The sequence below is a fragment of the Cellulophaga sp. RHA_52 genome, from assembly GCF_007827205.1.
In the GTDB taxonomy this organism is placed as follows: Bacteria; Bacteroidota; Bacteroidia; order Flavobacteriales; family Flavobacteriaceae; genus Cellulophaga; species Cellulophaga lytica.
On record NZ_VIRZ01000001.1, the window covers coordinates 2,962,476 to 2,975,535 of the forward strand.

Here is a 13,060-nt window from a genome sequence, read left to right on the forward strand (position 1 = left end):
CAATTTCACTTAATTTAAAGTTCCTTTGGAATTTTTTAATTAAACTTATTTTAACCTAACGTCTGATACTGAAGCTCCTGAAGGAATCATAGGAAACACATTATCCTCTTTTTCTACCTTAACTTCTAAAAAATACGGATCTTTTGATGCCAACATTTCTTCTATAGTAGATTTTAATTCGCTACGCTCACTAACTCGTTTAGATTTAATGTGATAGCCCTCTGCTATTTTTACAAAATCTGGATTCACCATTACGGTAGATGCATACCTTTTATCAAAAAATAACTCTTGCCATTGGCGTACCATTCCTAAATGATCGTTATTTAAAACAATAATTTTTACAGGTACATTGTGCTGAAAAATTACGCCCAACTCCTGTATTGTCATTTGATAGCCACCATCACCAATAATAGCAACCACTTCCCTATCCATAGCTCCCATTTTTGCCCCTATAGCAGCTGGTAAGGCAAAGCCCATAGTACCTAAACCACCAGATGTAATGTTACTTTTTGTTTGGTTAAACTTTGCATATCTACAAGCTATCATTTGGTGCTGACCAACATCACTAACAATAACAGCACTGTTGTTAGAAGCAATATTAATTTGCTCTATAACCTCACCCATTGTTAATTTTTCTTTAGTAGGATGAATATCTTTTTCTATAACTGTAGTAAATTCTACTTTGTATTTTTCTTTAAAAACGTTGTGCCAGTCTGTATGTTTATTGTCATTTAAAAGCGGAATTAATGCTTCTAAACTATCTTTAGCATTACCCAATACAGCAACATCTGTAGGAACATTTTTATTTATTTCTGCAGGATCAATATCAAAGTGTATAATTTTAGCCTGTTTAGCATAGCTATCTAAATTACCAGTAACACGATCATCAAAACGCATACCAATAGCAATTAAAACATCGCACTCATTAGTTAATAAATTTGGCGCATAATTACCGTGCATACCAACCATACCAACGTTTAAAGGGTGCTCACTATCTAAAGCTGCTACACCTAAAATTGTCCACGCTGCTGGGATTCCTGCTTTTTCTATAACTGTTTTTAATTGAGCTTCTGCCTCTCCCAAAATTACTCCCTGCCCAAATACTATAAATGGTTTTTTTGCTGAGTTAATTAATGCAGCTGCTGCCTTAACTTGGTTAACATCTACCTTAGGGTACGGATTATAACTACGCACACCTGTACAGGCTTCATAGCTAAAATCTAACTCATCAAATTGGGCATTTTTTGTAATATCTACAAGTACTGGACCAGGCCTACCAGATTTAGCAATGTAAAATGCTTTTGCCAGTATTTCTGGAATTTCTTCTGCCCTAGTAACTTGATAATTCCATTTAGTAACAGGAGTAGATATACCAATAATATCTGTTTCTTGAAAAGCGTCTGTACCTAACAGTTGCCTAGGAACTTGTCCTGTAATACAAACCATAGGAGTAGAATCTATCTGTGCATCTGCCAGCCCTGTAACTAAGTTTGTTGCTCCCGGACCAGAAGTTGCCATAGCAACACCTACTTTACCAGAAACTCTTGCGTAACCTTGTGCAGCGTGTGTTGCTCCTTGCTCATGACGAGTAAGAATATGTGTTAGTTTATCTTGAAACTTGTATAATTCGTCATAAACAGGCATAATTGCTCCGCCCGGATAACCATAAATTAAATCTACACCCTCTGCTAATAAACAATGTATAATAGCTTCTGCTCCACTAATTTTTATGGTTTTATTATTTTTTGATGTTATCTTTTGTTCTTTTACTGTTTCCATTTTCAAAGAGTTAAAGTAAAAAGTGTTATTGTACTGTTTTAGAGCTTAGACAATAGTACTTTTTCAATTTTTTATTTTTTATTAAAACTCATCTGTAACACAACCTTGGGCTGCAGATGATACTGAACGAGCGTACTTGTACAATACACCTTTTTTAAATTTTAATTCTGGAGCCACCCAAGCAGCTTTACGTTTAGCCAATTCTTCTGGTGTAACATCTACATTAATAGCATTAGTTTCTGCATCTATTGTAATAATATCACCGTCTTTTACAAGAGCAATAGTACCACCATCTTGAGCCTCTGGCGCAATATGACCTACAACAAAACCGTGCGTACCTCCAGAGAAACGACCGTCTGTAATTAAGGCTACGTCTTTACCCAAACCAGCACCCATAATTGCAGCTGTTGGCTTAAGCATTTCAGGCATTCCTGGTCCGCCTTTTGGTCCCTCATACCTTATGACGACTACATCACCTTTTTTAACTTTACCATCTCTAATACCATCATTAGCATCATACTCACTATTAAAAACCTTTGCTGTTCCTTTAAAAAGTAATCCTTCTTTACCTGTAATTTTTGCTACAGAACCATTTTCTGCCAAATTACCATAAAGCATACGTAAGTGACCAGTTGCTTTTATTGGATTTTCTAGAGGACGAATAACATCTTGTCCGTCTATTAAGCTTGGTACATCTTCTAAGTTTTCTGCTAGCGTTTTACCTGTAACAGTTAAACAATCGCCATGTAATAATCCGTTTTCCAATAAATATTTTAATACTGCCGGAATACCACCAATACGGTGTACATCTTCCATTAAATATTTACCACTAGGTTTTAAGTCTGCTATAAAAGGCGTGGTATCACTAATTTTCTGAAAATCCTGAAGCGTAAAATCAATGTCTGCAGCTCTTGCAATAGCTAAAAAATGTAATACTGCATTTGTAGACCCACCCATTATAGTTACCAAACGAATAGCGTTTTCTAAAGATTTCCTTGTAACGATATCTAAAGGTTTTATATCATTTTTTAGTAAGTGATACATTTGTTTACCAGCTGCTACACACTCTTGCTTTTTTTCTTTTCCAATAGCTGGGTTTGATGAATTAAAAGGTAAAGACATACCTAAAGCCTCAATTGCAGAAGCCATAGTATTTGCAGTATACATGCCACCACAAGCACCCGCACCAGGAATTGCTTTTTTAATAATACAGCCAAACTCCTCTTGTTGCATTGTACCTGCTACTTTTTCTCCCCATGCCTCAAATGCAGAAACAATATCTAGTTTTCTATCATTGTGGCAACCAGATGCAATTGTACCACCATAAACTAATATAGATGGTCTATTTAAACGAATCATTGCCATTAAGGCACCTGGCATATTTTTATCACAACCTACAACAGTAACTAAACCATCATAAGACATACCTTGTACAACAGTCTCCATAGAGTCTGCAATAATATCTCTAGATGGTAAAGAAAAACGCATACCAGGAGTACCCATAGATATACCATCACTAACACCAATTGTATTAAATATTAGACCTACAGATTCGTTTGTATTAACACCCTCTTTAACCTCTTTAGCCAAATCATTTAAGTGCATATTACACGGGTTACCTTCGTAACCAGTACTTGCAATACCCACAATTGGTTTACTAAAATCTTCATCTTTAAAACCTATACCATACAACATTGCTTGTGCGGCAGGTTGCGTAGGATCTTGTGTTACATTTTTACTGTACTTATTTAACTCCATTTGGCTATATCTTGTAATTCTTATTGTTTATTGAATATAATTTACTATTCAAATATAATTCTTTCACTTTCTTCATTTTTTTAACATTGTTTTTTAGTATAAATTCAACTTCCTATATATTAATTTAATTAACTGATTTACAGTAATATAAAACCATATTTTGTATCACATTCAGCTATTTTATTTCCTTTAATAGTTTAATTAGATAATGGTTGTAATAAAGTTGAAAACAAAAAAAAGCCTGTGTCAATTTTATATGACACAGGCTTTTCTTAAAATCAATATAAGACCGTATCATCCCCAGAGAGAGATAATAATGACTAATACGATAATAATTATGTTGTTTGCTTTCATTCTTGGAACAATATTAAATATAATTTTTTAAAATATTACCTAATATTTTAAAAATATTATTCAACTATAAAATTCTTTTCTATAGAAACTTCCTTGCCATTTTCTGTAAACCCTTTAAGAGTAAGTTTAAAATTTCCTTTTACGTCTGACGTAAAGAACTCTATTTCTTTAGTTTTTAAATCTTGAAAAGTAATGTTTGGTTCCCATAACAATTGATATCTAAAATCCGGAATATGCTTATTAGTATCTAATTCATCATACTTAGGCTTGTAATAAATTATGTGTTTTGTAGGAGTAGGTAAATCATAGTTTAAAATACCTAGCTTTGAGTAAGGCAATTTAAAATCTCCCTTTTTTGTAAAAATTTCAATTATTCCCTGGTAAATTTCTTCTCCATAAACATACTTATTTCTAACAATTTTTATACTTTCTATGGTTCTTGCGTCATAATTCATTAGTATAGTATGGTCCTGAACCATTATACCATCAACAATTACAAGTGCTTTTATATTAGAATAATCAAAATAATCATTAGTACTATTTTCCATTCTTACTTGAAAAATATATTTATCATTATTTATTTTTTTAGACCATACATTGTTTACTATTTCAACTAATGTTTCTCTTAAGGTTTTAAAACGAGTATAATCATCTAACTTATAAACAAGTTTATTTTTCATAGTAAACTGCATACTCTTGTTTCCTACTAAAATAGAATCTGGTTTTAATTCAAAATATGCATTTTCTATTTGATTATGAACACTCCTACTACGAATAAATGGAATAGAAGAATATGGTATTGATAATTTTTTATAAATCAAAGATGATGACTCTATACCTTTATGCTGGTTAATACTTATGGTATAGTTTTCTTTATTCTCATTAAAAACTTGAATGATAGCCTTAGACTCATCATATTTTTTATCTAAAATAAATTTAAACTCTCCTAAATTATTAGTTTTAGAATTTTTAAAGAAATATCCGTTGCTATTTGGTATAGATATAGAAACAGAAATATTATTAATTGGTAGAGTATCAATAATTGATCTTATACTTCCCTCTATAATTTCTCCTCGTAATTCTGGTAAAGTAATTTTTTTTTCTTCTTTTAAATTTACATAAGCATCTTTCTCATCTTTAAAGTCGTTATAATTATTTGAATACTCTTCAGGATTTACAATAATAGAATTGGTTTTATGTATAGACAAGGAATACGTGCCATTAATATGCTTTTTTTGGGGATATAGTGATAATTTTACTTTTGACCTTTTCTTGTATACATTATTGGCTAACTCTACATTCAATTCTCCTTTGTCTACATTATTTTTAATAACAGAAAAATTGTTAGAAGGTAAACTATCTTTTAAAAGAAAGTTTACCTTTTGACTATCTTGGTAGGGATTAATAATGTTAATGTCTCCTGAAAAAAAAGTTGAGGCCTTGTTATTTTTCATCCAATTTGTATAACCAATAATCTTATAGTTTCCACTAGCCACATTAATTGGTATAAAAAAATCTCCTCTTCCTATACCGTTTTCTAAATAAACTTTTTGACTTACAATTACAGTATTACCTTTACCTATTAATTCTACATAACCTATTTTACTAATTTTACTAGGTTTTTGATCTTTTAAATACGTGCAATACATAGTATAATGTGCATACTCACCAACAAATAGCAATTTAGAATTATAATGAATGTAAACTTTTTCTTTTAAAGCTATAGAAAGATTTTTGTCTCTATTATTTTCTTGACTAACTAAAACATTACAAAAATGAACTAGAAAGCAGAAAATAAAAATTTTGTATATTTTTTTCATTAACTATTTTTTATTCTTCCCAAAAATCTGGGACTATACCACTACTAAAAACTGTACAATCTCCACAAGCAATAGAAACATATACATTAGGACCTGAGGCTATATTACCATAGGGGCAATATTCAATAGCACAAAGTTCAGGCTCATCTGTAACCCATGCGTGTGTTTTGTTCTTAAGAATATTAATAACCCCACTTATTTCTTCCGGAGCAATAAAAGAACAGCTAAAAGGATATTTTGCTCTTGAAACCTTGTCGGTAAAAATATCGTTATATTCAAAAAAAATTCTTTTAGCAGATACAGAGGAAACCTCAAAGAAACCTATTACTTTTTCACTTTCATCATTGATGTTTTCTATATTTCCTTTTAAGAAACCGGGTTGAATTTGAGAAAATAAATTATCTGAACTAGAAAAGTCGTTTAGGGTTTTATAAAAAGTATGTGCTTCTCTAGATATAACATATTGTTTTGCTAAAATTGAATAACGGTTAGAAATCTTATAATCATCTCTTTCTAAAAATCTTAATGAGAAATCAACCAATTGTCCATTATTTAATCCTTCTGTTGACCCCAAAATCAAAGAAGAAGACTTATTTGTACTATAGCAAACTTTACCTATTTCATCTGGTTTATATTCGATTTCTATCTTAGGAGGATCCTCAGATACTATTACAGCTTTTCTATTTCTATACCAAGGTGCAATTATCTTATGAGTTTCTTCATACTCATATCTATAATATTTTGCTGCTCCAGAAGTTTCTTGAACATTAACAACAAAAGAAACTCCTTCTTCTTGATTTGAATTTGTTGCTATTTTACCAAATAAGTTAGTAATACCGTTACCTGTATTTAAATTAGTTGGTGTAGATTTATATTCATCTCCATTAGCCGTCTTTATATACAATTGATAGTCTTTTTTTTCTGCTTTGAAAGCTATATCAGATACATATTCTCCAGGTTCTATTTCACTATAACTATACTTATTATTTAAATTATCTGTAATAAAAATTTCAGCTTTCTCTTCTCTTTTAGCACCTTCATCTTCAAACTTAAAAGTTCTACTTAATTTTATTTTTTGATACTTGTATTCATCTGTTAACACTGCCTCAACTACTAAAAGGCTCTCATAGTCTTTTGTTTCAGGAGTAAATTCTTCTATACAACCAACTAATAAAACGCCTGTAATTAATAGTGAGTATATGACTTTATATTGTTTTATGATATTACTTTTCATTAAACTTTAAAATTTTATATTATAAGTTATTGTTGGAATTGGAATAGAAAAAATTGAGCTTTTGTATGCTTTCACTTCTCCATTTTCTGTAACAAAATAAACAGAATAGGGATTGTTCCTTCCTAATACATTATATATAGATATATTCCAAAAACTGTGACCTAATTTTTTAAGTTTATGATTTCCCTCTACGTTAAAACTTAAGTCTAATCTATAATAATCTGGTATTCTAAATTTATTACGTTCACTGTAGGTTGTATAATTAGACCCTTGATATGTAAAATTACCTGTAGGATAGGTTACTGGCCTGCCTGTTTGATATGTAAAATTACCCGAAAAACTAAATCGTCTCGTTATTTTATAATTAGAAACTAAATTAAAGTTATGAGGTTTATCATAATTTGTAGGAAAATAATCACCTCCATTAACTTCTTCTTCTGAATACTCGCTGTTTAGCTTTAAAAAAGATCTAGAATATGTATAGCTTAACCAACCATTTACATCTCCTGCATTTTTACGTATTAAAAATTCTACTCCGTATGCTTTCCCTTTTCCTTGTAAAATTTCAGTTTCTATATTTTCATTTAAGTTTAACTGAGCTCCTGTTTTAAAATCTGGCACATTATTAGATAATTTATAATAACCTTCTAAACTAATTTCATAATCATTACCATCTATATTTTTATAAAAACCTAAAGCAAACTGTTGCGCTTTTTGTGGTTTAATGTTATAGTCTGACAATTTCCAGGTATCAATGGGAGAAACAGTTGTATTGTTTGACAAGGTATGTATATACTGAAACATTTTATTATAACTAGCCTTTACTGACAAATTATCTTTTAATAAGTATCTAGCAGCTACTCTAGTTTCTAACCCTCCATAAGTTTTTACTTTTTCGTTATTGCTGAAATTTAATTCTTTATCTACTGTTTCATCACTTTTAGGCTCTCCTTCTCTGTAAACCCTTGTGGTGTTTTTGCCTAAAGCTGTAAAAGTTGAATATCTAACTCCTAAATTAAACATCAATTTATTATTTACTTCAAAATCATCCGCTAAGAAAATGGCAGATTCTAGTCCTTTTTCTTCATCTAAATTAATTTTTTCTATATCAGAATCCTCTCCTAACGGTTCTTTATTACCAGGGTTTACATTATATAACTTACTAGTAATACCATAATTAAATTTGTGCTTGTTATTATATAAATAAGTTATTTTATATTTAAACCCTGTTTCTACTATTCCATAGTCATAAGCAAAATCATTATTTGTATCTCCATCATAATCTATATTAAAACCATAATGAGTATTAAATAGAGATAAACTTCCTATATTTTTACTATTAAGCTTATTATCCCAATTTAAAGAAAATACAGCATTATTATAACTATATAATGAATCTGAAGTTATACTAAAAACATCTTTACTGTAATATGCAGTAGTTTTAATATCATTCTTATCATTAATTTTATGGTTATATTTTACTATTAAATCATAAAAATTTGCCTTACTTTTTTTTAAGTCATCATCATCTAATGATTTAAGAACCCAATCTGAATATGTAGACCTACCACCAACCATAATTGATGATTTACTCTTAATAACAGGGACCTCTAATGCAATATTATTTGTAATTGGACCTATAGATGCCTCTCCTTTGAATTTATCTACACTACTTTCTTTAGATTTTATATCAAAAACAGAGGACAAACGCCCACCAAATTCTGATGGAATACTACCTTTATAAACTTTTAAACTTTTTGTAGTAAATGGATTTAGGGCTTGAAAAATGCCAAAAAAATGAGAGGGATTATAAATCACTGCATCATCTAAAAGTATTAAATTTTGATCTGTTTTTCCTCCTCTAACATTAAAGCCTGTAGCTCCTTCACCTGCTGTTGTTATACCAGGCAATGTAGCTGCTACTTTTAAAATATTTCTTTCTCCTAATACTAAAGGTATGTTTTTAGACTCTTCAGAATCTATCTCAGAAGTACCCATTAAAGCTTCTTCTATATTTTCATCTTGCTCACCATCTAAAACTATTTCATCTAATTCTTCTACATCTTCAAATAAATTAAAATTTAATTGTCCATCATTAAACATTAAAACTCTTTTCACTTGTTTTTTAACTCCTATAGAGCTAACCTCTATTAAGTTTTCTCCTTTAGGCAATTCCAATTTATAATACCCATTAGTGTTGGTAGAGACTCCTACATTTCTATTTTTAACATAGACAGTTACATTAGGTATTGGCAAATTACTTGATAGTTGTTTAATGTAGCCTGTTAAGATATATTTGCTTCTTAAGTTTTTTAAATTAGATTTTCCAATCCTAACAGTTTCAATAAAACTATTATCTAGATCACTATTTTTTTTATTGTAAAAAACAGGGGTTATAGTATTAGTTTTTTTCTCTTTAATGCTAGCAGTATCACTTATTGGAGCAGAAAAACTCTTAGGTAGCTCATTGTATACAATTCTATTCTGTAAAACATAAACATTTGTTTTATCAATGAAATAATTTAAATCAGTATTTTTAAAAATGTCTTCTAAAATGGTTGTTAATTTTTCGTCTGTATAAGTGCCAGATACTTTTCCATTATTAAACCATTTAATAGAAAAATAAAATGTATACTGGGAGGTGTTTTCTAATTTTTTTAAAGCTTCTTCTATTGATAAATCGTTAATTTCTAAAGAAAACAAATTTTCTTTTTCTTGCGAATAAATTGAACCGTAAAAAGTAAATATTAACACTAAAATTATATATTTTTTCATTTATAAAGAATTAGTGTTTAACCATTAATAAGCTTAATCTTTTCAATACAGCTATATTATTCTCTTCATTATTTCTTTTACCATTTAAATACTCTCTAATAGTACTTTTATATTCAGGAAAAATTTTTAATAATTGCCTCTTGTTTTTTAACTTTATCAATGCATTCTTGTAATATAAAAAATCTAGTGTTTTATAAGTAAATTTGTATTCTAACTTACCACTAGACCAAATTTCATTTTTTTGTTTAAAATGTTTTCTATAAAAATTAAAATTCTCTGTTTCTAATAACACTTCAACATACCCTTTTTTCTGTATACCCTCATTTTGTAAATAGTTAAGGTTTATAAATTGCTTTTCATCAATAAAAAAACTTTTTACTTTATTATTTAATGGTTTAATAGTTCTTAAATTATTATTACTATTTTTTAAAGTAAGTAGTAAACTTTCTTCAAATAAATCATATTTAATATTAATGTTATTAAAGAACTGATTATCATAAATTAATGATCCTTCATAAAAATCAAACTGATTATAGTACCTATGACTATCCTTATAAGCATTTTCTTTCTCAAAATAACCATCACCATCATCTAAATATCCATTATATAATACTGTATTTTCTAGCCCAATTTGTTGATCAAACCATCGGTAAATAGCCTCATTGTGCTTTGTAAGTTTACTACTTGATGACTGACTGTATAGGTGAAGTGGAACAGTAAACATAGTAATAAACACTATGTATAGTGTGGTTTTATAATTCATTTGTATACTAATAAATTTGGTTGGCTATTCAAATATAAATTTTCAATAATAATTTAGCTTATTTTTAACAAATATTCATAATAATTTAACAATAATCACTATTTTATATTTCATTAGAATCAGGCATAAATTATATGTTAATACCTAAAAAGTGTGCATTTCATCTAAAAAGCAAAAACTTGTGTGTATTTCATCGAAACGTAAATAATAAACCTAAAAAAGCACGGTTATAATAATCCCAAACCTTATTAAACCTACTATTAATGACATGTTTAGAATGTAAGAAAGAGCTAAGCTATATTGACCATAAAAATGCTATTGATGCATTTGGAGTTGAGTTATGTGCAAAGCATCAAGTGAGATTAAACAGGCTTATTATAAAAAACAATACGCCTAAAGAAGCTATACAGTTATACTATGGTCTTAAAGAAAGAGGCTTAACACCAATGTTAGAATGGTGGGATGGTAAAAAATCTATAGACATTGCTATTTCTAGAGTTAAATTAAATATAGAAATAGATACAGAGTACCATATGCTAACTCATGAACAGGCAATAAACGATTTAGAAGAAGCAATGCATTCTTTTAAAAATGGCTTTACAACTATTCGCATCCCCAACGATTTAATTAAGCATCATTTTACAGAAACTATAAACAACATTCTTGGTATAGTTGAAGGTTTAAATGCTAACATTAAAAAAATATAATAACATATATTCTTATAAAAACTGTATATAAATAGTAATACGTACCTACACCTATTATTTATTTATATACAGTTATTTTTTTCATTTTTTAGTACCTTGGTACTTTAATTAACCTATAAGATGAAAAAAGTAACTACACTTTGTTTTTTAATTTTATGTTTTTTTATGTCATGTACCTCTCAAGCTCAAGACTGGGCCAATTTAAATAAATATAAAAAAGCTAATAAAGAACTAAATACTACTACACCTACAAATAATAATAGAGTTGTTTTTATGGGTAACTCTATTACAGAAGGCTGGAGTAATGCAATGCCTAGCTTTTTTGAAAATAAAAATTATATTAACAGAGGTATAAGCGGGCAAACCACACCCCAAATGCTTATACGTTTTAGGCAAGATGTTATAAACCTAAAACCTAAAGTTGTTGTAATACTAGCTGGCACAAATGATATTGCTGGTAACACAGGCCCTACCACATTAGATGAAATTACCAACAATATAAAAAGTATGGCAGAACTTGCCATTACTAACAATATAAAAGTAATTATTTGCTCTACACTACCTGCTTTTGATTACCCTTGGTCTCCTAACAAAGAGCCTAACATAAAAATACCTGCCCTAAATAAAAAGCTTAAAACCTATGCTAAAGAAAACAATTTAATTTATTTAGATTATTTTTCTGCTATGGCTACTACAGAAAACGGATTACAAAAAGAACACTCTGGTGATGGCGTGCACCCTAATAAAAAAGGATATCAAATTATGGCTCCTTTAGCAAAAACTGCTATAAAAAAAGCACTTAAACAATAGTGCCATGAACACCCCTTTGGTTAGCATTTTAATACCGTTTAAAAATGTTGAGAAATTTTTTGATGACTGCATAACGTCTATAATTTCTCAAACCTATACCAATTGGGAGGTGATTGCTATTAATGATCATTCTACAGACAAAAGTGCTAAAATATTAGAAAAATACACTGCTAAAGATAACAGAATAAAAACTACTTTAAATACTGGAAAAGGCATAATTAACGCGTTGCAGTTAGCTTATAAATTATCTAATGGCAGCTATATTACCAGAATGGATTCTGATGATATAATGAAGCCTGAAAAGATTGAGGTTATGCTTTCTTCGCTTTTAAAAAGTGGCAAAAAACATATTGCTGTTGGTAAGGTTAAATACTTTGCAGAAAACGGCGTTAACGAAGGCTATAAAAAATACGAAGAATGGCTAAATAAATTAACTTCAATTGGTACTAATTACACCGAAATATACAAAGAGTGTGTTATACCTTCTCCTTGCTGGATGGTACATAAATCTGACTTTGAAAATGTAGACGCATTTAACCCCAACACATATCCTGAGGATTATGATTTAGCATTTAGATTTTACAAGCACAATATACAATGTATACCTTGTAAAAGGGTTTTGCATATGTGGAGAGACTATACCACCAGAACATCACGAACCAGTGAGCATTATGCACAAAATTACTTTTTAGATATAAAGCTTGACTATTTTTTAGAGTTAGAATATAGCAAAAACAAAACACTACTTGTTTGGGGTGCCGGTAAAAAAGGAAAAGAAATTGCTAAAAAACTAATTAAAAAAAATATTAACTTTAAATGGGTATGTAACAACCAACAAAAAATAGGTAAAGACATTTATAACATAAAATTACAGCATTTTACAGTCCTCACAGATGTTAAAAACCCTCAAATTATAATTACAGTTGCTAACCAAGAGGAGCAGAAAAGTATAAAAACCTACCTTAATTCTTTAAAAATTAATACAATAAAAGATTATTTTTTCTTTTGCTAAAGTATTATCTGCTTTGCTGCAATTTCATTATATTTGAAAAATCAAATT

9 protein-coding genes are annotated in these 13,060 nt (G+C 29.3%); 3 read left to right on the plus strand and 6 right to left on the minus strand.

Annotation, left to right across the window (positions count from 1 at the left end):
• Positions 1–45: 45 nt before the first annotated feature.
• The 6 genes from ilvB to JM80_RS13160 form a co-directional block, all read right to left on the minus strand.
• Complete coding sequence (gene ilvB, locus JM80_RS13135) at positions 46–1,779, minus strand: biosynthetic-type acetolactate synthase large subunit (protein WP_013622307.1); 1,734 nt, start codon at positions 1,777–1,779, stop codon at positions 46–48.
• 81 nt (positions 1,780–1,860) lie between these two features.
• Positions 1,861–3,537 (minus strand): dihydroxy-acid dehydratase, encoded by a 1,677-nt coding sequence (ilvD, locus tag JM80_RS13140; RefSeq protein ID WP_075695508.1) that lies wholly within the window; start codon positions 3,535–3,537, stop codon positions 1,861–1,863.
• 410 nt (positions 3,538–3,947) lie between these two features.
• A complete protein-coding gene (locus JM80_RS13145; protein ID WP_144710488.1) occupies positions 3,948–5,711 on the minus strand; it encodes a hypothetical protein in 1,764 nt (587 codons plus the stop codon).
• Between the two features lie 10 nt (positions 5,712–5,721).
• Complete coding sequence (locus tag JM80_RS13150) at positions 5,722–6,945, minus strand: DUF4249 domain-containing protein (RefSeq protein ID WP_089119304.1); 1,224 nt, start codon at positions 6,943–6,945, stop codon at positions 5,722–5,724.
• Positions 6,946–6,951: 6 nt separating this feature from the next.
• The gene (locus JM80_RS13155; protein WP_144710492.1) at positions 6,952–9,720 is read right to left on the minus strand and encodes a TonB-dependent receptor; all 2,769 of its coding nucleotides are present in this window, start codon (positions 9,718–9,720) and stop codon (positions 6,952–6,954) included.
• Between the two features lie 10 nt (positions 9,721–9,730).
• Entirely contained in the window at positions 9,731–10,483 is a 753-nt protein-coding gene (locus tag JM80_RS13160) for a hypothetical protein (protein ID WP_089119306.1), read from the minus strand.
• Positions 10,484–10,746: 263 nt separating this feature from the next.
• On the opposite strand from JM80_RS13160, the gene JM80_RS13165 reads away from it, so the two are divergent.
• The 3 genes from JM80_RS13165 (at position 10,747) to JM80_RS13175 (ending at position 13,012) form a co-directional block, all read left to right on the plus strand.
• Positions 10,747–11,190 carry a hypothetical protein gene (locus JM80_RS13165; protein WP_013622305.1) on the plus strand — a complete coding sequence of 148 codons (444 nt, stop codon included), beginning with the start codon at positions 10,747–10,749 and terminating at the stop codon, positions 11,188–11,190.
• Between the two features lie 165 nt (positions 11,191–11,355).
• Positions 11,356–12,000 carry an SGNH/GDSL hydrolase family protein gene (locus tag JM80_RS13170; protein ID WP_089119322.1) on the plus strand — a complete coding sequence of 215 codons (645 nt, stop codon included), beginning with the start codon at positions 11,356–11,358 and terminating at the stop codon, positions 11,998–12,000.
• Positions 12,001–12,004: 4 nt separating this feature from the next.
• Complete coding sequence (locus tag JM80_RS13175) at positions 12,005–13,012, plus strand: glycosyltransferase family 2 protein (RefSeq protein ID WP_089119307.1); 1,008 nt, start codon at positions 12,005–12,007, stop codon at positions 13,010–13,012.
• The last annotated feature ends 48 nt before the right edge of the window (positions 13,013–13,060 follow it).